Origin of the sequence: Streptomyces sp. H27-C3, from assembly GCF_030063415.1 — a bacterium.
GTDB lineage: Bacteria > Actinomycetota > Actinomycetes > Streptomycetales > Streptomycetaceae > Streptomyces.
The window spans coordinates 39887-61235 of sequence record NZ_JASITA010000030.1 but is presented as its reverse complement, the minus strand read 5'-3'; the positions used below and the strand labels follow the sequence as shown (position 1 = coordinate 61235).

The following is a 21349-nucleotide window of genomic DNA, read 5'->3' as shown; positions in this document are numbered from 1 at the left end:
GGTGACCCCCGCCCGCCTGGACAACGAGGTCCGCGCGCTCGAGGTCGCCAAGGGCGACGTCCGCGCCGGGTCCGTGCGCTTCGAGGAGATCCGCGGCGCGGCTGGCCAGGTGTGGATGCACGTCACCACCCGCGACGTCCTCTCCGAGAGCTTCCCGCTCGAGGACGAGCACGGCCCGATCAGCATCAACGACCCGTTCCCGATCGCCGTCTACGAGGACGGCGAGATGGTCATGCTGCTGATGCGGCAGAACGCGGTCCTCATCGCCGGCATGCGCGGCTCGGGCAAGAGCGTCCTGCTCCACGTCATCCTGTCGTACCTGACCCGCTGCGCCGACGCCGTGATCTGGATGACGGACATGGGCGGCGGCGCGACCGCCCGGCCGTGGCTGAAGCCGTTCCTGGAGAAGCGCCCCGGCTGCAACCGGCCCGTCATCGACTGGGTGGCCACCAGCCCCGAGGAGGCGATGCTGCAGCTCGAGGCCGCCATGGCCGTCGTCGACGGACGGTCCGCCCGGGTCAACGGCAAGCTGGTCCCCTCCGAGAAGGAACCGGCGATCATCCTGGTGAGCGACGAGGTCGCCGACCTCTTCGAGCAGCTCCCCGAGGCCGCTCAGCTCAAGCGCCGGATCAAGAAGAAGGGCCGCAAGGCCGCCTGCGACGAGATCGACGCTGTGCAGCGCGGTACCGGCCCCAACATGGGTGGCGGCGAGAACAAGAGCCAGTACGACTCCCGCATCGGGATGCGCATGGGCGAGCGCAACGAGACCAGGTATGTCTTCCCCGACGACTACCGGGCGATGGACCTCTCCAAGCTCGAGTTCGACGGCTCGCTCTACGCCAAGCTGAAGGGCAGCGGAGTGCGCCGGCCGATGCCGGCCAAGGGCAAGTACGTCAACGACTCCGACCCGGAGAACATCGCCGCCCTGGCCGAGCAGCACACCTGGATCCGCCCGTCCCTGGACGCCAAGGCGGTCAACGACATCCGCGCCGCGATCGGCGACCAGTACGACACGCGCTGGGACTTCGAGCGCATCCGCCACCTCCTGGAGGACCTGGACGACGAGGAGGACGGCGACGAGCGCACCCTCGTCGGCGCCGGGAGCCGCCCGTCGACACCCGCGCCCCGCAGCCCGCAGGGCCCGACGGCGCCCGCGCGCAGCAGTGGCTTCGGGTCGACGGCCGAGCGCCTGGGCCTGCCGCCGTCGCAGATCTGGAGCACCCTGGGCGTCACCGACCGGCGCCCGGGCGGGGCCACCCGGCCCGCGGCCTCCATGCCGGAGAAGGACGACGTCGTCGTCGAGTTCGACCGCTACCGCAACGCCGGCGGCCGTAACTCCCGCCCCGCGACGCCGGAGTCGCGCCCGGCCGTTCCCGTGCGCCCGGCCGCCCCGGCACAGGTCGACCCGACCGAGGACAAGAGCATCGACCCGCGCCGCGCCTTCGTGAGGCGCGTGGTCAAGGAGGCCGGTGCCCCCGGCTGCTCCACCCAGGAGATCTTCGCCCGCCTCGGCAACGAGTACGGCAGCAAGTTCGACCGGGCCACCGTCCAGACGTGGCTCACCCACGACGTCCGCGACCAGCTGATGCACCGACCGCGCAAGGGCCTGTACATCTGGGGCCCGGAGACGGCGCCGGCGAACACGGAAGACGAGCAGGTCCTCCCGCAGCAGACCGAGCCCGTGGCCGAAGCCCCGGCTGCCCCGGCCGAGGTCCGCCCGCGCCCGGCGCAGCACCGGCTCGCCAGCGGCAACACCTACTCGCTGCCCGCGCTGGACCTCCTGGAGTGCGGCACCCCCGCCAAGGAGCACACCGAGGCCAACGACGCCGTGATCCAGGCGCTGACCACCGTCTTCGCCCAGTTCAAGGTCGACGCCAAGGTCACCGGCTTCTCGCGCGGTCCGACGGTCACGCGCTACGAGGTCACGCTCGGGAGGGCGGTGAAGGTCGAGCGGATCACCGCGCTGGCGAAGAACATCGAGTACGCGGTCGCCAACCCGGACGTGCGGATCCTCAGCCCGATCCCCGGCAAGTCGGCGGTCGGCGTGGAGGTCCCGAACACTGACCGCGAGATGGTCCATCTCGGTGACGTGCTGCGTCTGGCCGCGGTCACCGAGGACGACCACCCGCTGCTGGTCGCGCTCGGCAAGGACGTCGAGGGCGGCTACGTACTGGCCAACCTCGCGAAGATGCCGCACGGCCTGATCGCCGGAGCCACCGGGTCCGGCAAGTCCTCGTGCATCAACGCCGTGATCACCTCGGTCCTCATGCGGGCGACCCCCGACGACGTGCGCATGGTCCTGATCGACCCCAAGCGGGTCGAGCTGTCCGCCTACGAGGGCATCCCGCACCTGATCACGCCGATCATCACCAACCCGAAGCAGGCCGCCGAGGCGCTCCAGTGGGTCGTACGGGAGATGGACCTGCGTTACGACGACCTCGCGGCGTACGGCTTCCGGCACATCGACGACTTCAACAAGGCCGTGCGCAGCGGCAAGGTGAAGGCCCCGGCGGGCAGTGAGCGCGAGCTCAAGCCCTACCCGTACCTGCTCGTCATCGTCGACGAGCTGGCGGACCTGATGATGGTCGCGCCCAGGGACGTCGAGGACTCCATCGTCCGCATCACCCAGCTGGCCCGCGCCGCCGGCATCCACCTGGTGCTCGCCACCCAGCGGCCCTCGGTGGACGTCGTAACCGGGCTGATCAAGGCGAACGTGCCCTCCCGGCTCGCTTTCGCCACCGCCTCCCTTACCGACAGCCGGGTCATCCTCGACCAGCCCGGCGCCGAGAAGCTGATCGGCGAGGGCGACGGGCTGTTCCTGCCGATGGGCGCCAACACCCCCGCGCGTGTGCAGGGCGCCTTCGTCACCGAGGACGAGATCGAGGTGATCGTCCGGCACTGCAAGAACCAGATGACCCCCGTCTTCCGAGACGACGTCGCCGAGGGCAACCAGCAGAAGAGGGGGATCGTCGAGGACATCAGCGGCGACGACCTCGACCTGCTGGCGCAGGCCATCGAGCTGGTGGTCTCCACGCAGTTCGGCTCGACGTCGATGCTGCAGCGCAAGCTGCGCGTCGGTTTCGCCAAGGCCGGCCAGCTCATGGACTACATGGAGGACAGGGGCGTGGTGGGACCGGGCGAAGGCTCCAGGGCCCGCGACGTCCTGGTCAAGCCCGACGACCTCGAGGACTTCCTCGCCGCGCTACGCAACGACACGGCGGGGGAGTGACCGGCATGGCCATCAGCCTCTCCGCAGTCGTCCTGCTCGCGGTCGTCCTCGTGGTCCTCAACCGCACCGGCCGGCTGTCGATCGGGTCCGCCGTCGCCGCCGTCCTCTTCGGCTTCTTCCTCGCCAGCACCGGCATGGCCCCCGGCATCAACCGCTTCCTCAAGGGGTTCGCCGACACGTTCAGCAAAAACAACGTCTTTGTGTGGGGGGTGGTGGTTGTGCCCCCCCCGACCGAGAACAAACCCCCCTCTTTCGCAGAACTGGACCCGCCGTGACCCGCACCCCCGACCCGGCCGACGAGCTGGCTGTCGCCTACGAGAGCGACGGCTCGCGCGTCATCGCCCTCCTGGACCCCGCCCTCACCGACAGCCCGCTGCGCCGGGCCCTGCACGGCACCGTCCCCCTGCGCACCCTCCGCACATCACCGCCCGCCCCCGCCACCGACCCCCCGGGAGACCACCGATGAACCAGCACTCCATGGGAGACGAGATCTCCACCAGCCTCTTCAAGGACTGGCCGACCACCGACAGCTCCTCCTTCCCGCCCGGCCACCCCGACGCCCCGCCCGCGCCCGTCAACGCGGCCCCGGCGGGCATGGTGTGGGCCCTGGCGCCCAACGGGCAACGCGTCCTGGCCTACCTGCCGCAGCCCGCCGAACACACTGAGGCCGCGCCGGTCGGGCCCGCCCACAAGGACCCGTGGCCGATGCGGATGCTGGCCGGCGGGGGATCCACGGCGACCATCTTGGGTGTGGCCGGGCACTACGGGCCCGGCCTCAGCGACGCCGGGCACGCCGCGCAGATGGCCGGTATCGGCGTCGCGGCGACCGCGGCCGGGGTGGGCGCGCTGTTCCTGATGGTCAAGGGCGGCCTGTCGCGGAAGTCCGGGACGAACGTCAACGTCAGCGTGAACGTCACCAACTCCTCCTCCAGCAGCAGCTCCTCGCGCTCGCGCGGCGGCCGGAAGTGACCCGGCGCCCGGCCGGCGCGGGCCGCCGACATCGGCCCCCACGGCCCGCCCGTGGCCGACGAAGACCGGCCCCGCCCCGTACCCGCACCGCACTCCCGCCCACCACCGAAGGAGCCTGATGGCCACGACTTCCCGCCGCCCGCGCTTACCCGGGCGCCGCCCCCGCCGCCGCGGCCCGGCACGCCGTACCCGCCGGCCCGCCCGCACCGGCCTGGGCCTGTTCCCCACCCGTACGCGGCGCGACCGCCGCACCCGGCAGCGCCGTACGAGCCCGGGCAACCGGCTCACGGTGTTCGCCGCGGTCGTGACGTGCCTGGTCCTGTACATACGGGCGAACCCCTGGGTCGGCTGGGTGCTGCTCGCCGTGCTGGTCGCCGCCGTGGCGATCGCGGTTCTCGCCTTCCGCGTGGGCCGGCGGCGCCACCGGCGCCTGGTCCAGGGGGTGCGCACCCTGCAGGAGTTCAGCGAGATGACGCCGGGAAATTTCGAGCACGCGGTGGCCGAGCTGTGCCGGCGCGACGGCTGCCGCAACGTCCGGGTGGTCGGCGGGTCGGGTGACCTGGGCGCCGACGTCCTGGCCGTCACGCCGCTGGGCAAGCTGATTGTCATCCAGTGCAAGCGCTACGGGGTGGGCACCCTGGTCGGCAGTCCGGAGGCGCAGAAGGTCGGGGGCACCGCCCGCCCGGTGCACGGGGCCGACGAGGTCGCCATCGTCACTACCAGCGGCTTCACGGCCGAGGCGCAGCGGTACGCGGCGATGCCCTCGGTGCACATCCACCTTCTGGGCGGGCAGGAACTCATCCGCTGGCAGGCCGACGGCTGGCAGCCGCCCTGGATGTGACAGGGAAGTACGGCGCAGCCCCGGTGGGGCTGCGCCGTACAGCTGCCGATACCTGACCGACCGCACCACCGAGGGCCCGCGACCACCAGGTCGTGGGCCCTCCGTCATGCCCCCAACCATCACACCAACCACAGGGAGAACCATGACCGGCCAGCAACCCCAGGGCGCCTACCTCACGATCGCAGACCAGCTCCGGCAGGAGATCAGGAACCGCCCCGCCATGACCGACCTCCCCCGCATCAGCGACCTCATGGCCGAGCACGCCGTGTCCCGGAGCACCGTGCGGCGCGCTCTGGCCGTACTGCACCAGGAGGGACTGGCCGAGCCTCTGCCTGGCGGCCGATGGAACGTCAGGCCCTAGTCGGCTGTCGGCGGCTGCTCCTTCCCCGGCCGCCCTCGGTCGGGGAAGGAGCGGGTCGATCAGGCGGAGAGGGCCTGCAGGGGGTGCGCCTCCTGGAGGCCCTCGGTCCAGTACTCGGCGTCGGTGCGGGCGATCTCGAAGGCGATGAAGTCGGCCTCGTCGGTGAACTCGGGCCGCTCGGCGTCGGCCTCCGGGGCGGGCCGCTCGATCTTGTAGGCGATGCGGTGGACCGTGTAGCTCAGGAGGCGGTCGAAGCGGAAGGCGCGGTCCTCGCCGGTCTCGCGGTCCATCCCGTGGATCAGGATGTTGCCGTCGGCGGTGGTGGTGAGGTCGTAGATCTCGAGCGTGCGGAGGGTCTCGACCAGGTTGCCGGTCTTGCGTCCGCGCTCGTCCTTCTCTTCCTTCAGGGCGTGGATGGTGACCGGGCGCTGGCGGTGGAGGGCCTTGTGGAGGTCTTCGAGGGTCCGAAGGTCTGTCTGCTTCGCGGTGTGCTTCATCGGGTGCCCCCAGGCTCGCTCCGTCGTCCTTACCCTCTGACTATACAACGCGACGTTGTAAGGATGGAAGCGGTTGAGTGCATCGGATCAGCTTCCACGTGTATTGGGTTTCATGTACTGTGGGCACCGCCGGGACGGGCGCACGGGCACGCCCCACCGGTCGACCGCGCGCAGTCCCCACGGGGGCAACGCACGGTCGGGACAGGGAGAGTGGGTGCAGGGCCATCGGCCCCGGCACCGGGACAGCCCCCGCGAGGGGCCTACCGGGACCGGGGCCGATGCGCTTTCCGCAGCCGGACCGCGCGCAGGCCCAGGCTGGCCGATACCGCCGCACGCGCCGGCCACACCGGGCGCCGCCCGCCGAACGCCGCGAGCAGCCGTTCATCCAGCAGCGCGGCCGCCCCGGCCCGGGCCAGCGGAGCCAGCGGAAGCCGGTCGGTCAGCAGGGATCGGGTCGCCTCCAGGAGTGCCCGGCCCTGCGACGTCACTTCGAAGTGCTCGGCCTCGTAGCGGTCCATCCACGCGGCCAGCTCGAAGAACGAGCCGGGCAGCCCGGCAATCCCCACCCGCCGGGCCAGACCGGCGTAAAATGTATAGGCAGCGTCCCGCTCGACGGCCGTTGTCGGCCGCCAGCTGCGCGCGTCGATCCAGCGCACTGGGGCGACGCAGAAGGCCGCCAGCACGTACGTAAACTCCGCGTCCCCCACCGGGAGGTGCGCGTGCATCCGCTTCAGCGCCTTGACCTCGCGTCGGCCCTCCGGCGAGTCCAGGCCGTGCTCGATCAGCGTGTACATCAGCGTCCCGGTGACCTTCGCCCGCTCTGCGGGGCGCCAGGTCGTCTTCCCCGTGCTGGCGAGGACCTTCGCGATGGCCGGCACGGCGAACGTCCGGTAGAAGCTGAGATTCAGGCCGATGCGCAGGTCCTCGGGGAAGTCGACCAGGGCCAGGTGTCGATAGGCGCTGTGGGCGCGGGCCTCGGTCGGCGCGACGTACGCCGGGTCGCTCAGGCGCAGCGCCTCGGCGACGTACGGGCTCGCCAGGGCCCGGGAGAGGCCGACCAGTCCGGCGCGCTCGCGGTGCAGGTCGGGGTAGTCGACCGAGACGCCGGGCAGGCACATGTCCTCGCAGTCGTCCGAGTGGGGGGCGTGGTCCACGCCCCGGGCGAACGCCTCGGCGACCGCGTCGCTGATCGCCTCCAGCGGCAGGCCCTGTTCGGCGGCGGCCCGGGCGGCCTTCTGCAGTTCGGCGGAGCGCGCGCGCAGGGCGCCGCGCAGCGTGGCCGCCTGCGAGATGCACGTGACCTGCTCCGGCGGCAGGCCGGCGGTCCGGGCGAGCTGCATGGCGAGCCGGCCGATCCGCGGGTCCATCCAGATCCGCATGGCCAGCTGGGCGTCGCGGCTCTCAGCGATGCACCGGGCCAGACGCCACTTCAGGTCGCGCACGGCCAGGCGGTGCACGGCCTGGTGCGGCATCGGGTCGAGCAGGACGTGGCGATCGGCCTCGGCCGCGGCCGTCCACAGCGGGCGCAGCGCGAGGAAGTCCCGCCGGCGCTCGTACCAGGCGATGGCAGCGGGATAGACGAAGCCGGAACAGATCAGCAGGGCGCCGAAGCTGGAGAACAGCGGGCTGGCGATCGTGGAGAGCCAGTCCCAGTCCGGGCCGTGCCGGCCGGCCGCGGCCGCGAGGATGGCGGTGACCTTGAACGTCACGTAGACGAAGCCCGCCAGGCAGCCCAGGGCTATCAGCCGCACCCCGGTGCGCAGGCTGACCCGGTCCGGCTCCCGCAGGGCCAGCTCCTGGGCGTGCCGGTGGCAGGCCCAGCAGATGCCGACCAGCGCGTACGCCAGGCCGGCCTGATAGGTCAGCAGGAACGCGCAGACGGACGGCGTGGTGGCGTAGACGGTGTCGAAGTCCAGGGGGCGGCTCGGCCCGGGCATCCCGCCGGTCACCACCGCGTCGGTGAACAGGGCGACCATCAACAGGAGGACCAGGGCGAAGACGGCCAGCCGGACATTGATGCGCCGGCGCGCCTGGCTCCACGCCTCCATCGGGTCGCTGACCTCGATGGTCCACAGCAGCGCGAGAGCTTGCGCCGATCCGCTGAAGCAGGTGATGAGGCCGTACATCAGCAGCGAACCCAGGTTCGGAATGCCGCTCAGAGCACCTACCAGGGCGTACACCGCGGGCACGGCGACGAAGAACGACAGCCCCGTGAAGCCGGTGCACAGGCAGACCGCGACGAGCATCGCCGAGGGCGCCTGGCGCAGGCCGTGCAGTTTGACGACGAGCACCACGCCGGCGACCAGCGCGACGGTGAGGAAGAGAACGTCATACACGTCCGCCCCAGGTGTGTTCCAGGGCGGGGGCGACCCAGGTCGCCGCCTGGTCCTGCGGGCTGGCGTGCGCGGCAAGGTGCTGCTGGAGCAGAGTTCCGATCACCTCCGCTTCGCGCTCGCCCGGCTCGTCGAAGTGGGAGTTGGAGCGGCACAGCATGCGGGAGACCGCGGCGGGTCCGAGCACCCGGGTGCGCGGCGGCGGCTCGTCGAAGCCGTCCTCGTCCTCGTCGCCGATGTCGACGCACCGGTGGCCGGCGATCAGGTGCCCGGCCTCGTGGCCGACGGCGTGCTGCTGGTGCCAGACGCTGGTGCTCACCTGGTACGTGATCACGTAGATGCCGTGCCGCAGGACGCACGTGCCGCTGGCCCTGCGCGGGTCGAGGGGCCGCGGCCGCAGGACGATCGGGTGCCCGATCCGGTCACTGACGTGGCTGACCAGCAGGCGCATGTCGCTGGTGCGGGGGAGTTCGAGAGCGGCGAGCTTGGCTTCGGAGCGGCGGCGCAGGGCCCGGGTGGGGGAGCGGTGGAACGGCTTCACGCTCACCGCCTGCGCGGCTGGTTCCGGACGGGGATCAGGGGTCTGGGGCACCGAGGACGGTCTCCACCTGTGTGCTCGTCCCTGATCACGATGCCCCCTTACCGGCTTGGCGGGCTGGAGCCCTACCGATGCGTAACGTCACAGACCCCCGGTGTCCCTGTCAACGTATATCGTTCAGGTGTTCTAATCTTCATCCGGGTCCGCAGGCAGCCCCGCCGCCCGGCGGTACTCGGTGATGACGAGATCGAGGGAGTCCTGCATGGTGGCCGGCAGCGCGGCGGAGCGCCGCATGATCCGGCGGGCCCGCTTGTCGCGGTAGGCGCACAGGTCCGCCAGGTCGGCCTTCAGCGCCTCGGCCACCTCGTCGTCGACGAACGCGTCCATCGGGACACCGAAGAACAGGGCGATGAGGATCGCGGTGTCCAGGGTGGGCTTGCTCCGCCCGGAGCGCAGGTAGCCGATCGCGGTGGTGCTCAGGCCCGTGGCCCGGGCCACCTCGCCGTGCGTGTACGGCCGGCCCTGCGACGCCGGGAACATGTTCTCGAACAGGTAGTCCAGCCTCTCGGCGAACTTGGCGGAGTGCTTGGCGAGCAGCTCCTCGGAGAGGCGCGCGGGCGGCTCCTGGCCGTCCTCGTGCGCTCTGCCTTCTCCCACTCGAACCCCCAGGCCGGTACATGCGGTCATCGTGCTTACTCGCATTATGCCCACCTGCGGCTACTATCGACAACTCCTGTTGACACCTTCGATCAGGCTGAACAGGCGTGCCTGCCCGGCATCGGGAGATCAAAACCCATTGCCATCAACAGTGGTTGACATGTCGGATTAGAGAAAGCAATGATCGGGCCAACGGCATATGCCTGCATCGGGAGGTTCGGCAGCCAGGACGGCAGCGCGCGACGTACATCCAATGCACGGAGGGGCAGTACCAAATGAACGACCTCGACATTTCCACCCGAAGCGTGCCCATGCTGCTCCGCAACCCCGACGTGCTGCACACCTGCGCGTTCGACGCGTCCAAGGCCCTCTGCGCGGTGGGCGAGAGCCGGACCCCGTCCTCCCCCGTGATCCCCCTCCAGCGGGCCCGCCGCGCGCAGACAAGCCCGCGCCCCCGCCCCGCAGCAGTCACCCTGGCGTGCGCCGAGGCGGCCGGCCTGTGCGACGAACTCCCGGACATCGGCGCCCTGATCGAACGGCTGCGCCGCTGAGGCAGGCCGACGAGGCGGCGGGCGAAACGCTGCCGCTCCATGGAAGCCATCCGGGGTTCCTCCAGCTGTCACGACACATGACCTGGAGGAACCCTCTTCGGTTGTACGGCCGCGCAGATCTTCACATTCGCGCACGGCCGGTATGCGGTTCACGGCACCCGCCACGGCCCGCGCGCGTTGACGCTCAACGGCCCCCGTCTGATCATCAGAGCGCTGAGGGCCCGGCGCGAACACCCCCTGTTCCCTTCTCTATCCCCCCGTGCCGAGAAGACCGCCGGGCCCCGCAGCAGACCACACGGCCGCCACACGCGGCCCCCGGCGCGCGATGCGCCCCAGACCACCGGAGCAGGTAGGGATCGGCCCCGGTGACGCCCCTCCAGGCGTCACCGGGGCCGACAGCGTTCTAGGGCACCCGCAGGTCCGCTACCTGCCCGAACCGCTCCTCCTCGGCCTCCAGGCGGAACATCTCTGCGGCCGACTCGAGCATCCCGTCCGCGTCCAGGTCATGGACCGTCACCAGGGCCTGGCACACCGCCGCGAGGAATTCCCCGAACGGCCGCCCCCGGCCCAGCCGCCGCCACGCCTCCGCGCGCGCCGCCTCGGTGCGCTGCTCGGGTGAGGTGACCGCCCCCAGCAGCAACTCCGGTGCCACCGCGCCGTCGGCCGCGTGGAACACGTTGGTCAGCAGGTCCCGGATCACCTCCTCGGCGATCTCCCGGTCCATGCTCAGCACCCCGCAGCGGCCGTCGAGCATGCTGTCGTCGAACCGCCCGCCGACCTCGGGCGCGCACCGCCCCCGCCGGCGACGCCCGCCCGCCGCGCGGCCGGCGTACGGGAAAATGGATCACGGCACTGGGGGTGTACGGAGCCGACATGGGCACTGCCACGCCCGCCACCGTGACCTTCGTCGCCACCCGCGACGTCTCCTTCGAGCAGCTCGACCGCTTCGACGGCAACGCCCGCCGCGGTGACGTCGACGCGATCCGCGCCTCCATCCGCCGCCACGGCCAGTACCGGTCCCTGGTCGTACGCGCCACCGCCGACGACCGGTACGTGATCCTGGCCGGCAACCACACCCACGACGCCCTCAAGGCCGAGGGCCACGCCACCGCCCGCTGCGAGATCATCGAGTGCGACGACGACCAGGCCCGCCGCATCAACCTGGCGGACAACAAGCTCGCCGAGCTCGGCACGTACGACACCGACGCGCTCGCCGAACTCCTCACCTACCTCGACGGCGACCTCGACGGCACCGGCTACAGCGACGCCGACGTCCAAGAACTCCTGGGCACCAACGAGGAGGAGGAGCCGCTCACCGACGTCGACGACATCCCCGACGTGCCGGCCGAGCCCCGCTCCAAGCCGGGCGACGTGTGGATCCTGGGCCGCCACCGCCTGCTGGTCGGCGACTCCACCGACGTCGCCGCCGTCGAGGAGATGCTCGACGGCGACCGGTGCGACGCGATGTGGACCGACCCCCCGTACGGAGTCGAGTACGTCGGCAAGACGAAGAACGCCCTGACCATCCAGAACGACGGCGCCTCCGACCTGCCCGAACTCCTCGCCGGGGCCTTCGCCGTGGCGACCATCGCCCTCAAGCCGGGCGCCCCGCTCTACGTCGCGCACGCCGACACCGCCCGCATCGTCTTCGAGACCGCGATGCTCGAGGCTGGCTGGCACGTACGGCAGAACCTCATCTGGGCCAAGGACACGATGGTCCTGGGCCGCTCGGACTACCACTACCGGCACGAGCCGATCCTCTACGGCTTCACCGACGCCCCCGCCGGGTCCGGCCGGCTCGGCCGCGGCGGCGACCGCTGGTACGGCGACAACGCCGCCACCACCGTCTTCGACGTGCCCAAGCCGTCGAGGAACACCGAGCACCCCACCTCCAAGCCCGTCGACCTCATCGTCCCGGCGCTCCACAACTCCTGCCCCGACGAGGGCCTGGTCTACGAACCGTTCGCCGGCTCCGGATCCACCCTCATCGCCGCCCAGTCCACCGGGCGGTCCGCGCGGGTGGTGGAGCTGGATCCCCGGTACGCCGATGTCATTTGCCGCAGATACCAGGAGCACACGGCGGACCTGCCGGTTCTCAAGTCGAGCGGCGAGAGCCACGACTTCACCGTCCACCCCGACGAGTAAGAGGGGCCTGACGCATGCCCGCGTCCAAGGCGCAACGCGCCACCACCTCCAAGCGCCGCGCCCAGGCCATCGCGCTGCGCCTGGCCGGCATGGACTACCAGACCATCGCCGACCGGCTCGACTACGCCTCGCGCGGCGCCGCCTCCAAGGACATCCACCGCGCCCTGGAGGAGAACCTCGAAGCCGAGTCGGCGGCCGCGCAGACCCTGCGCGAACTGGAGGTCCAGCGCCTGGACCGCATGCAGGCCGCCGCCTGGGCCAAGGCCGCCAAGGGCGACCTGAAAGCGATCGAGACCGTCCTGAAGGTCATCGACCGGCGCTGCCGGCTGCTCGGCCTCGACAAGCCGGCCCGCGCCGAGATCACCGGCGCCGACGGCGGACCGCTCCAAGTGGAGACCGTCGACCTCGCCGAACTCGAGGCGCTGATCACCCTGCTGGACGACCCGGCCACCGACCCCGGAGCGGAGTCCTGATGCCCGCCCACCCCGCGGCGTACGGGCGCCTCGCCACCTTGCTGCGCCTGACCCTCGACCCCGACCTCCGTGACCAGCTCCTGGACACCTGGCTCGACTACCGCGACCGCGCCACCGAATGGGACGCCCGCCGGTGGGGCCTGGAGCCCGACGACTGGGCCGCCCGCGTCATCGCCGCGGCCCGCAGCGAAGGACCACCCACGACATGACCGACCAGCCCCTGCCCGGCGTCACGTACACCGCGACCCGCGACATCCCGCTCGACGACCTCACCCGCTACCCGGGCAACCCGCGGCGCGGCGACGTCGAGGCCCTGCGCGCCTCCATCCGCCGCCACGGCCAGTACCGGTCCCTGGTCGTACGGGACACCGGCACCCAGCTCGTGGTACTCGCCGGCAACCACACCAGCGACGCCCTGCGCGCCGAGGGCCGGGCCACCGCCCGCTGCGAAGTCATCCAGTGCTCCGACGACCAGGCCCGCCGCATCAACCTGGCGGACAACAAGCTCGCCGAGCTCGGCACCTACGACGAGGAAGACCTCGCCGCCATGCTCGTCGCGCTCGACGGCGACCTCGACGGATCCGGCTGGAGTGCCGGCGAGGTCGCCCGCCTCGTCTCGGCCGAACTGCCCGACGGCTTCCCGGCCTACGACGAGAGCATCGCCGACGACCTGCTCAACCCGGCCACCCACACCTGCCCCAACTGCGGGCACACCTTCGCCGGCGCGGAGGGAGCGGCGTGAGCGCACCGGTCGTCAACACCCGGCTCGCGTACGGCCGCCTGCTGGCCGAGATGTGGGCCGCCCACCTGGCCCCGGCCGCCGCGGACGCGCCCACCGTGGTGTCCACCTTCGCCGGGGCCGGCGGCTCGAGCCTGGGCTACTCCATGGCCGGCTACCGGGAACTGCTGGCCGTGGAATGGGACGACCACGCCGCCGCGACCTTCGCCCGCAACTTCCCCCACGTACCGCTCCACCACGGCGACATCAGCCACTTCGACCCGGCCAGCCTGGGCCTGGAGCCGGGCGAACTCGACGTGTTCGACGGCAGCCCGCCCTGTCAGGGCTTCTCCGTCGTGGGGCGCCGGCAGGTCGACGACCCCCGCAACCAGCTCTTCCGCCAGTACATCCGCCTCCTCGAGCACTGGCAGCCGAAGGCATTCGTCATGGAGAACGTCGCCGGCATGGTCAAGGGCAAGATGCGGACCCTGTTCGCCGAGATCCTGCAGACCCTCAAGCAGGCCGGCCCCGGCTACCGGGTCGTCGCCCGGCTGATGGACGCCTCCTACTTCCAGGTCCCGCAGCGCCGACAGCGCATGATCTTCGTCGGGGTCCGCGCGGACCTCGGCGTCCCGCCGGTCCACCCGGCGGCCGTCGCCCGCCCCATCACCGTGCGCGAGGCCCTGGCCGACCTCACCGACCCCGGCCCCTTCCAGCGGCCCTCCGGCAAGGCCGCACGCGTCGCGCCCCTCATCCCGCCCGGCCGCAATGGCGGCGACACGCTTGTGGGCCTCGGCGGCAGGCGAGCGTTCTTCTCATTGGAGCGCCTGGCCTGGGACCGGCCCTCGTACACGCTGATCAAGGAGATCAGCGCCTCGCGCAACGGCCTCCTCCACCCGGACGAGGACCGCCTGCTGGGCATCCGGGAACTGGCCCGGCTGCAGTCCTTCCCCGACGAGTTCGACTGGGGCGACAGCCCCGTCGACAAGGTGTGGATGCGACTGGGCAACTCGGTGCCGCCGCTGATGATGCGGGCCATCGCGCAGACCCTGCGGGAGAAGGTCCTCTAGCCGTGCGACCAGGCAAAACAGATCGGACGAAGATCGCGAACCCGCTTCCATCGTTACAACGCATCGTTGTATAGTCGGGGTGTAAGGACGGACGACGAAGGAGCAGGACGCATGAGCAAGGACCGCGAGAACGTCACCTGGCAGGCACCCGACGGCACCTGGAGCATCGGCTTCTTCGCCTTCGCGTTCACCAAGGACACCTCGGACGACGACTTCGACGACGAGTGGGACGTCGAGTACAACGACGACCGGTTCTGGTTCCTCTCCACCGGCCACCCCAACGAGGACGCGCCGACGGAGCACTACCGCACCCTCGAGGCCAACCCCAGCTCCGGCGAGATCGTCGAGCCGAGCGACGACTACGGCGTCGAAGCCATCGCCCGCTACGAGCGGATGGCCGCCGACTTCAAGGCCGCGCACGGCACCAGCTTCTACGGCGACCTCGCCTGACCGCCCCTCACCCACCCACCAAGGAGGACTCCTTGAGCAACCAGGCCGACGACAACGGCATCGACGTCCTGATCTACCCGCGCTACGGAGGGCCGGTCGTCTTCGCGGTCTCCCGCACCGGGGCTCCCGCCATCCTGCTGAACCTGCTCGACACCCTCGGCTTCACGCGGCACGGCGAGGCCATCTACGTCTGGCACGAGCTGCCCGAGGCCCTGGACGCGGCCGAGGTCTCGCGGACCTGCCTGCGCGCCCACAAGGCGCTCACCGCCGCCGGATACGACGCGCACCTCGACGACCGGCTGGTCCGCCAGCCGTAGAAGTGGCGACGAGCGACCGCCCCCACCGGGGGCACCACACCGCCTCCGGGCGGTGTGTCTCATGGAGGACACCCGCATGGCCGACACCCCCCCGCTGGAGCGACGCCGACCGCCGGGCGGAGACCGTGCGCCTGCGCCTGTCCGGCACCGACTTCCAGGAGATCGCCGACGAACTCGGCTACCCCGACCGCGCCAGTGCCGCCGCAGTCTTCGCCGACGCGCTCCACGACGCCGACCACCTCGAGCCGGCCGTACGCCACCAGGCCGAAGCCCACACCCTCGACGAACTCCAGGACGCGATCTGGCCGACCGCACTCGACGGCGACCTCGACGCGATCGAGACGGTCCTGCGCCTGAGCGAGCGCCGCAGCCGGCTGCTGGGACTCGACGCCCCCCTCCGGCTCGAGGTCGCGGTGGCCCCTGTGGACGCGGCGTCCGTGACCAGCGCCGAGTTCGAGGAACTCCTCGCCCTCGGCGACGACCCTCCGATGTGAGAGATCATGTACAGGTGCGCGGGGGTGCACGGAGCCCCTGATGATGCAGGCGCCGGACCAGGAGCAGCGCCTCCTGACGCGCTACCGCACCCTTCCGCGCGAGCAGCGTCTCGCGATCGCCCGCACCGCCTCGCCCGACCTGCGGATCCGTCTGGCCCACCTCGAGCGCGAGATGGCCATGGACCACTCGCCCGGCTCGCTGGCCGCCCTGCTGACCGGCGGCCGCGAGATGCAGCCCCGCCACCTACAGCTCATCGACGACGCGTTCATCCGCATCGCCCGCGGCGAGCGCGTCCGGCTGCTGCTCAACATGCCGCCGCGGCACGGGAAGAGCCAGCGCGCGGCCCGCTGGGCACCGCTGTGGTACCTGCGCCGCAACCCGACCCACCGCCTGATGATCGCCTCCTACTCGGCGGTGCTCGCCGAGGGCCACGGGCGGTGGCTGCGCGACTCGATCAACGAGCACGGCGAGAAGCTCGGCATCTCTCTGCGCTACGGCTCCAAGGCCGCCGGCCGCTTCGACCTCGCGGGCAGCCCCGGCGGCCTGGTGACCGCCGGTGTCGGCGGCTCGCTGACCGGCATGGGCGCGCACCTCGCCGTGGTCGACGACCCGCTGAAGGACGCCAAGGCCGCCGCGTCGCCGACCGTGCTCGGCGACCTGTGGGACTGGTGGCAGCAGGTCCTCAACACCCGTATGGAGCCGACCGGTTCCATCGTGGTCATCCAGACGCGCTGGAGCGAGAACGACCTGGCCGGCCGGATCCTCGCCCAGGACGCCGCCCGCGACAAGGCCCGCTGGACGATCATCAACCTCCCGGCGATCGCCGACAGCCCCGACGACGCCCTGGGCCGGGCCGTCGGCGCCCCGCTGTGGCCCGAGCGGTTCAACCTCGGCCACCTCGCCGACTTCCGCGACGAGGTCGGCGAGCGCGGCTGGTGGGCGCTCTACCAGCAGCAGCCCCGCCCGCTCGAGGGTGGCATCTGGAAGTGGGACTGGATCCGCGGGCAGCGGGTCAGCGAGGAGCGGCTGCGCGGCATCAAGCTCACCCGGGTCGTCGTCGCGGTCGACCCGGCGGGCGGCAGCGAGGACGGCGACGAGGTCGGCATCGTGGCCGCCGGCCGCGACGCGGCGGGCGAGCTGTACGTCCTGGCCGACCGCTCCGCGAAGATGGGCGCGGCCGAATGGGGCCGGGCGGCCTGCGAACTCGCCCTGGAGTTCGACGCCGACGCGCTCACCGTGGAGTCCAACTTCGGCGGCGACATGGCCAAGCAGGTCCTCGTCCAGGGCTGGGAGGAGCTGGTCCGTGACGGCACCGCGGCCGGGGCGCTGCGCCCGCGGATCGTGCCGGTCACCGCGAAGCAGGGCAAGAGGCTCAGGGCGGAGCCCATCGCGCAGCTCTACGAGCAGGGGCACGTGCACCACGTGGGGGAGTGGCCGGCGCTCGAGGTGCAGATGGTCACCTGGATGCCGGGCATGGACAGCCCGGACCGGATGGACGCCGCCGTGCATGCGCTGACCGAGCTGGCCGACCCGACGGTCGCCGGCACCGGTACGAGCAACTACCGGGGCGGGGGCGGCGACGGGCGCCTCAACGGGCGCCGGTGAACGACCGGGCCCCGGCCCGTGCGGGGCCGGGGTCGGCTACTTGGCCGCCTTGGGGCTGAGCTTGAGGAGGGTCCAGCGCTTCGCGCCGCTGCCCGGTCCCCAGTTCAGGTCGTCCTGCGCGACGCGCAGGTTGTACCCGTTCATGGCGGCGGGGTGCGCGTCGCCGTCGAAGTCGTCGTCGTCGTAGTACGAGGTGGTGTCGTCGTCCTGGAAGATGCGGCCGGTCGCGGGGTTGAGCTCCTTGAGCAGGTAGAGGGCCATGCCCTTCTCCTTCCACGTGGTCGTTCAGTCGTCGTCGGTCGCGTTCGCGGTGGCCTCGGCGAGCGCCTCGGCCTCCTCTCGGCGCCACTCGCGGCCCTCGCGGGCGCGCTCGGTGCCGTGGTCCAGTTCCTTGGGGTTGTGGCCGTGGCAGCAGTAGTCGCGCCGCTTGCCCCGGCGGGTCATCATGAGCGCCATCTCGTTCTCGCCCCTCGTGGTCGGCGGCTTGTCCTTACCCCCCTACTTTACAACGGTGCGTTGTAGCGTGGGAAGGGGTTTCGCGATCTTCGTCGGGGCGGAAACGGGCTCCGGCCGCCCCTGGGTGGGGCGGCCGGTGGCTGCTCGCTACGCCGCGCAGGTGTCGAGTATCGCGATGCCCTCGGGCGTCCGTACGAACTCCCAGATCGCGCCGTGCAGGAGGTTGTCGTACGCGACCGTCAGGTCGCCGTCGTGCTCGGCCAGGTCGATCCGGCCGGTGGCGGCCGCGTCCTGGAGGGCCTCGCGCCAGGTCCCCCCGACCCCCATCAGGCGGTCGTCGCGGTAGCCGGTGAAGGCGGCGGCGAGGGCCTCGCGGCGCCAGGCGCGCTCGTCGGCGTCGAGGTCGGCGACCGGGCCGAAGTCCTCGGCGATGTCCCGGTGGGCGAAGCGGCTGCTGATCCGGGTGCGGCGCCAGGTGGTGGTCATGCGGTTCTCCTCGGTCTCGTCCGGGCGGCTTCCCCGCCCTTCCGAGATCAACTATACAACGTCACGTTGTAATGTTGGAAGTCGTGTGGGCACTCTTCATGAAGAAAAAGCGCTGGTGAGAGGTGTGGCCGCACGGCCGGCGGCGCGGGCGGGCCGTGTGGCGCGGCGGTCCGCCCCGGGGCAAGCGGGGCGGACCGGGTCAGTGCCAGGCCACGTCGCGGCCGTGTGCGGCGCACCAGTCGGCCAGGGCGTGCAGCTCCGTCAGCCGCCGCTGCAGGTACCCGGCGGGGCGGCCGAGGAGCAGGGTGCGGCCGAGTCGGATGTCCGGCCTGCCCGGGTCCTCCGGGGCCAGGCCCAGGGCGGTCAGGACCCGGCCCCGGAAGTCCTCGGCGGGCAGCTCCCCGCACGCGTCGACCACCGCGATCGGGATGACCACCCCCGGGCCGTCCGCCTCGAGGGGCAGGCCGTCCTCGAGCGCGTCGCACGCCTCGTCCTGTGGTCCCGGCTGGACCGGGAAGCCCAGGGCCTCGAGCACGCCGATCGCGTTGACGTTCGAGAAGTTCACCCACGGCACCGGCCCGTCGGGGTCGACGTCCTCGGCGTGCAGCGGGTACTCGGGGCAGGTCTCCGGCAGGTCGCAGCCGGGCAGCGCATCCCGCGTCCCGGCGGCGCTGGCGCGGTCGGCGGCGGCCAGGGCGTCCCTGTAGTCGCCGAAGCGCGGCGCGCGCACGGTGGCCCCGTCGCAGCCGCAGGTGACGGCGTAGCCGACGGGCGGGCGGTGGGCGGCGGTGAAGGTGATCGACACGGGGTCCTCCTCGGCGGTGGGGTCCGGCGGCGGAGGGGGCTTGCCGTGCTTGCCCCAGGGCAAGCCCCCTCCGCGTGCGGCTACTTGGCGGCCTGGGCGGCGATCGTCGCGCGCAGCGCCCGGTCCTGCTCGGGGGTGGCGTTGGCGAATGCGTGCTCGGTGCCGCCGTAGCCCTCCCGGCCGTCGATGCTGGCCAGGAAGGTGCCCCCGGCCTCGACGAAGTAGGTGTAGCCGCCGTCGTTCACCTGGGCGTGGAGGCCCAGGTTGGTCCGGCGGAAGGTCGCCGTGCGGGCGGCCTCGAAGACCCGGTCCGCGGTGGCCTGGTCGATGTCCATGTCCTGCTCCTCTGCGTGTACTTGCCGGTCCGTCCTTGCTCCCCAACTATACAACGCGACGCTGTAAGGTTGGAAGTCATGACGCCGATCTTTCGGAGAAGAGAAGGGAGGTCAGGCCGTTGTCGGGGGCCGCGCACCAAGGGCCGGCACGGGCTGCGCCCCGGCTGCGGGGCCGGGGCGCAGGGCTACACGTTCGTGGTCTTCCACCGCCGTACGTAGTCGTCGGCGGCGGCCCGCAGCAGGCTGGAGGCTACGAAGTAGGTCGGCGCGTCGAGCCCGACCTTGGCGGCGAAGGGGTACCGGTCGGCGAAGTCGGGGTGCGGGCCCGGGTTGAGGTACAGGTCGCTGCACACCACGTACCCGGTGAGGCCCCAGTCCCCGACCTCCACCATCTGGTCGTGCACGTCGTCGGCCTTCGGGTCGCCGAGGCTGACCGAGACCGCGGGCTCGTCGTCGAAGTCGTACGAGGCGGGGTCGTCCCGGTAGGCCGGGTCCATGTACCGGTCGATCAGCAGGACGCCGGTCACCGGGCAGTCCGAGTCGGGGAAGTGGATGGCCGGGTCGTGGAAGGAGTACCGGATGCTGGTCGTGCCGTACACCCAGGCGCCGATGCCGTGGATCGTCAGCGGGTCGTTGGCCGGCAGTCCGTAGTCGTTCAGGTTCAGGCTGACCGTGAACATCGTGGGTTCCTCCCCTCGTGGCCGGCGGTCCCGGCCTCCCCTTCCAACCTTACAACGCTACATTGTAAGGTTGGAAGGGCTTTAGTGATCTTGTTCTGAACACCTGCGCGCTGCGCCCCCGGCGGAACCGGGGGCGCAGCGCCGGCTAGGCCGGGCGGACCTGGTCGCCCTCGTCGATGAGCAGCGTCAGGCGCGAGCCCGAGTCCCAGTTCACGTCGAGGCGCCGCCCGCCGAGGCGGTCCGCCGGGTGCAGGGCCCGCACCGCGCCCTGGTCGCCGGGGGTCAGGGCGGTGTGGGGGTCGGTGGTAACGACCAGCTCCACGCGGTCTCCGGGGTTGTACATCTCATGCCTCCTGCGTCGCGGTGTTGGGTGCGAAGGGGGCGGCCCGCCCCGCTTGCCTCGGGGCGGGCCGCCAGGTACTCGCCGGTCAGCCCCAGCCGAGCGCCTCCCGCGCGTCGTCGGGCAGGTAGCCGACCTGGTCGCCCATGCCGATCCAGCAGGTGCCGTCGGTCTCGGCGAGCTCGCCGATCAGGTACTCGAAGGGGTAGCTCGGCTGGGTCGCCGCCCGGATCTTCGCCTCCGGGTCCAGTCGCTCGAGCTGCTCGATCAGGTCGGCGACGGTCATCTCGCGTGACATCTGGTGCTCCCTCTTCGTGTCCGGTCCGGGCCGGGTGTCCGTCCCTTCTAGATCAACTATACAACGCGACGTTGTAAGGATGGAAGGGGATTCGTGATCTTCCTCGGCGGACTTCGGCCGGCCCCGGACGCGCCGCGCGCCCCCGGCTGCGGAGAGCGGGGGGCGCGGCGGACGGGACGGGGGAGCGGGGGACGGGCTACTTGTCGCCCTTCAGGTCCGTGCGGGCGCCTCGGCCCGGACGGTTCGCCATCCACGTGGTGATGGTCGCCGGGTACCAGCGCGGGCGGTCCGGGGCGGGCTGCTCGTCCGGCGCTGGCATGCGCCCGGTCTTCTTGTAGAAGCGCAGGGTGGGGACCTTGAGCCCGGTCTCTTCCGCGATCCTCGCGTAGTCCCACAGTTCCTTCGGCTTGCTGCTCATGTCGGGGGTCCTTCCTGGGTCTGCCACGATGGCGTGGGGGCCGCGCGCCGGCCCCCACTCTGGGGGGTGGGGAGGTCAGCTCACGTCCACGGTGCGCATGGCGAGCTGGAGCACCTCGTCGTACGACTGCGCGGCGCGCGCGGCCTGGCTGAACTCGGTGGCGGCGTCGCGGTGCCCGGCCTTGCGCAGTGCTCCCTGCACGCGGCCGATCACGCTGTAGACGTTGCCGTCCTCGCCGCTGAGCTGCACGGCGACCTCCGGGTACTGGGGTGCCTCGGACAC

General features: G+C 71.6%; 29 protein-coding genes and 2 pseudogenes. 16 read left to right on the top strand and 15 right to left on the bottom strand.

The window, feature by feature from the left end:
• Positions 1-1663: 1663 nt before the first annotated feature.
• From QMK30_RS26615 to QMK30_RS26590, 6 genes and pseudogenes are all read left to right on the top strand, one after another.
• Positions 1664-3229: pseudogene (locus QMK30_RS26615) on the top strand (DNA translocase FtsK); the annotation flags it as partial.
• A 5-nt stretch (positions 3230-3234) separates the two neighbouring features.
• A pseudogene (locus QMK30_RS26610) lies at positions 3235-3417 on the top strand (hypothetical protein); the annotation flags it as partial.
• A gap of 83 nt (positions 3418-3500) precedes the next feature.
• On the top strand, positions 3501-3695 hold the full coding sequence (locus tag QMK30_RS26605) for a hypothetical protein (protein ID WP_283520863.1): 195 nt from the start codon (positions 3501-3503) through the stop codon (positions 3693-3695).
• Positions 3692-4198 carry a hypothetical protein gene (locus QMK30_RS26600; protein WP_283520862.1) on the top strand — a complete coding sequence of 169 codons (507 nt, stop codon included), beginning with the start codon at positions 3692-3694 and terminating at the stop codon, positions 4196-4198. Before QMK30_RS26605 ends, QMK30_RS26600 begins: the two co-directional genes overlap by 4 nt.
• 118 nt (positions 4199-4316) lie before the next feature.
• Positions 4317-5039 carry a restriction endonuclease gene (locus tag QMK30_RS26595; protein ID WP_283520861.1) on the top strand — a complete coding sequence of 241 codons (723 nt, stop codon included), beginning with the start codon at positions 4317-4319 and terminating at the stop codon, positions 5037-5039.
• A gap of 142 nt (positions 5040-5181) precedes the next feature.
• Positions 5182-5400 (top strand): GntR family transcriptional regulator, encoded by a 219-nt coding sequence (locus tag QMK30_RS26590; protein ID WP_283520860.1) that lies wholly within the window; start codon positions 5182-5184, stop codon positions 5398-5400.
• A 59-nt stretch (positions 5401-5459) separates the two neighbouring features.
• Here the strand turns inward: QMK30_RS26590 and QMK30_RS26585 are convergent, their stop codons facing one another.
• The 4 genes from QMK30_RS26585 to QMK30_RS26570 all read right to left on the bottom strand — a co-directional run bounded on the left by QMK30_RS26585 (position 5460) and on the right by QMK30_RS26570 (position 9425).
• The gene (locus tag QMK30_RS26585; protein WP_283520859.1) at positions 5460-5897 is read right to left on the bottom strand and encodes a WYL domain-containing protein; all 438 of its coding nucleotides are present in this window, start codon (positions 5895-5897) and stop codon (positions 5460-5462) included.
• Between the two features lie 260 nt (positions 5898-6157).
• Positions 6158-8233 (bottom strand): MAB_1171c family putative transporter, encoded by a 2076-nt coding sequence (locus tag QMK30_RS26580; RefSeq protein ID WP_283520858.1) that lies wholly within the window; start codon positions 8231-8233, stop codon positions 6158-6160.
• Positions 8226-8771 (bottom strand): hypothetical protein, encoded by a 546-nt coding sequence (locus QMK30_RS26575; protein ID WP_283520857.1) that lies wholly within the window; start codon positions 8769-8771, stop codon positions 8226-8228. Before QMK30_RS26575 ends, QMK30_RS26580 begins: the two co-directional genes overlap by 8 nt.
• A 183-nt stretch (positions 8772-8954) precedes the next feature.
• Positions 8955-9425: a helix-turn-helix transcriptional regulator gene (locus QMK30_RS26570; RefSeq protein WP_283520856.1), complete on the bottom strand. Its 471-nt coding sequence runs from the start codon at positions 9423-9425 to the stop codon at positions 8955-8957.
• A gap of 275 nt (positions 9426-9700) precedes the next feature.
• On the opposite strand from QMK30_RS26570, the gene QMK30_RS26565 reads away from it, so the two are divergent.
• A complete protein-coding gene (locus QMK30_RS26565; protein ID WP_283520855.1) occupies positions 9701-9976 on the top strand; it encodes a hypothetical protein in 276 nt (91 codons plus the stop codon).
• Between the two features lie 403 nt (positions 9977-10379).
• Here QMK30_RS26565 and QMK30_RS26560 read toward each other — a convergent pair whose 3' ends face one another.
• Entirely contained in the window at positions 10380-10730 is a 351-nt protein-coding gene (locus QMK30_RS26560; RefSeq protein WP_283520854.1) for a hypothetical protein, read from the bottom strand.
• Positions 10731-10849: 119 nt separating this feature from the next.
• Between QMK30_RS26560 and QMK30_RS26555 the strand changes: the two genes are divergently transcribed.
• From QMK30_RS26555 to QMK30_RS26515, 9 genes are all read left to right on the top strand, one after another.
• Positions 10850-12121, top strand: coding sequence for a DNA methyltransferase (locus QMK30_RS26555; RefSeq protein ID WP_283520853.1), 1272 nt, complete (start codon positions 10850-10852; stop codon positions 12119-12121).
• 14 nt (positions 12122-12135) lie between these two features.
• Positions 12136-12594 carry a hypothetical protein gene (locus tag QMK30_RS26550; protein WP_283520852.1) on the top strand — a complete coding sequence of 153 codons (459 nt, stop codon included), beginning with the start codon at positions 12136-12138 and terminating at the stop codon, positions 12592-12594.
• Positions 12594-12803, top strand: coding sequence for a hypothetical protein (locus tag QMK30_RS26545; RefSeq protein ID WP_283520851.1), 210 nt, complete (start codon positions 12594-12596; stop codon positions 12801-12803). The genes QMK30_RS26550 and QMK30_RS26545 overlap by 1 nt, the downstream gene beginning before the upstream one ends.
• Positions 12800-13336, top strand: coding sequence for a ParB/RepB/Spo0J family partition protein (locus tag QMK30_RS26540; protein WP_283520850.1), 537 nt, complete (start codon positions 12800-12802; stop codon positions 13334-13336). The genes QMK30_RS26545 and QMK30_RS26540 overlap by 4 nt, the downstream gene beginning before the upstream one ends.
• On the top strand, positions 13333-14382 hold the full coding sequence (locus QMK30_RS26535; RefSeq protein ID WP_283520849.1) for a DNA cytosine methyltransferase: 1050 nt from the start codon (positions 13333-13335) through the stop codon (positions 14380-14382). Before QMK30_RS26540 ends, QMK30_RS26535 begins: the two co-directional genes overlap by 4 nt.
• Before the next feature lie 111 nt (positions 14383-14493).
• Positions 14494-14832 carry a hypothetical protein gene (locus tag QMK30_RS26530; RefSeq protein ID WP_283520848.1) on the top strand — a complete coding sequence of 113 codons (339 nt, stop codon included), beginning with the start codon at positions 14494-14496 and terminating at the stop codon, positions 14830-14832.
• Positions 14833-14864: 32 nt separating this feature from the next.
• A complete protein-coding gene (locus QMK30_RS26525) occupies positions 14865-15149 on the top strand; it encodes a hypothetical protein (protein ID WP_283520847.1) in 285 nt (94 codons plus the stop codon).
• A gap of 125 nt (positions 15150-15274) precedes the next feature.
• Entirely contained in the window at positions 15275-15643 is a 369-nt protein-coding gene (locus tag QMK30_RS26520; RefSeq protein WP_283520846.1) for a hypothetical protein, read from the top strand.
• Between the two features lie 40 nt (positions 15644-15683).
• Positions 15684-17249, top strand: a complete 1566-nt coding sequence (locus QMK30_RS26515) for a phage terminase large subunit family protein (protein ID WP_283520845.1) — start codon at positions 15684-15686, stop codon at positions 17247-17249.
• Between the two features lie 36 nt (positions 17250-17285).
• On the opposite strand, the gene QMK30_RS26510 is transcribed toward QMK30_RS26515, so the two are convergent.
• From QMK30_RS26510 to QMK30_RS26465, 10 genes are all read right to left on the bottom strand, one after another.
• Positions 17286-17510, bottom strand: coding sequence for a hypothetical protein (locus QMK30_RS26510; protein WP_283520844.1), 225 nt, complete (start codon positions 17508-17510; stop codon positions 17286-17288).
• A gap of 24 nt (positions 17511-17534) precedes the next feature.
• Positions 17535-17705, bottom strand: a complete 171-nt coding sequence (locus tag QMK30_RS26505) for a hypothetical protein (RefSeq protein WP_283520843.1) — start codon at positions 17703-17705, stop codon at positions 17535-17537.
• 147 nt (positions 17706-17852) lie between these two features.
• Entirely contained in the window at positions 17853-18191 is a 339-nt protein-coding gene (locus QMK30_RS26500) for a hypothetical protein (RefSeq protein ID WP_283520842.1), read from the bottom strand.
• Positions 18192-18390: 199 nt separating this feature from the next.
• Positions 18391-19059 (bottom strand): hypothetical protein, encoded by a 669-nt coding sequence (locus QMK30_RS26495; RefSeq protein WP_283520841.1) that lies wholly within the window; start codon positions 19057-19059, stop codon positions 18391-18393.
• A 17-nt stretch (positions 19060-19076) separates the two neighbouring features.
• Positions 19077-19331 carry a hypothetical protein gene (locus QMK30_RS26490; protein WP_283520840.1) on the bottom strand — a complete coding sequence of 85 codons (255 nt, stop codon included), beginning with the start codon at positions 19329-19331 and terminating at the stop codon, positions 19077-19079.
• 185 nt (positions 19332-19516) lie between these two features.
• Positions 19517-20011: a hypothetical protein gene (locus tag QMK30_RS26485; RefSeq protein ID WP_283520839.1), complete on the bottom strand. Its 495-nt coding sequence runs from the start codon at positions 20009-20011 to the stop codon at positions 19517-19519.
• A 145-nt stretch (positions 20012-20156) separates the two neighbouring features.
• On the bottom strand, positions 20157-20354 hold the full coding sequence (locus QMK30_RS26480) for a DUF4314 domain-containing protein (RefSeq protein WP_283520838.1): 198 nt from the start codon (positions 20352-20354) through the stop codon (positions 20157-20159).
• A gap of 85 nt (positions 20355-20439) precedes the next feature.
• Positions 20440-20649, bottom strand: a complete 210-nt coding sequence (locus QMK30_RS26475) for a hypothetical protein (RefSeq protein ID WP_283520837.1) — start codon at positions 20647-20649, stop codon at positions 20440-20442.
• A 196-nt stretch (positions 20650-20845) separates the two neighbouring features.
• Complete coding sequence (locus QMK30_RS26470) at positions 20846-21067, bottom strand: MarR family transcriptional regulator (protein ID WP_283520836.1); 222 nt, start codon at positions 21065-21067, stop codon at positions 20846-20848.
• A 75-nt stretch (positions 21068-21142) separates the two neighbouring features.
• Positions 21143-21349, bottom strand: coding sequence for a hypothetical protein (locus QMK30_RS26465; protein ID WP_283520835.1), 207 nt, complete (start codon positions 21347-21349; stop codon positions 21143-21145).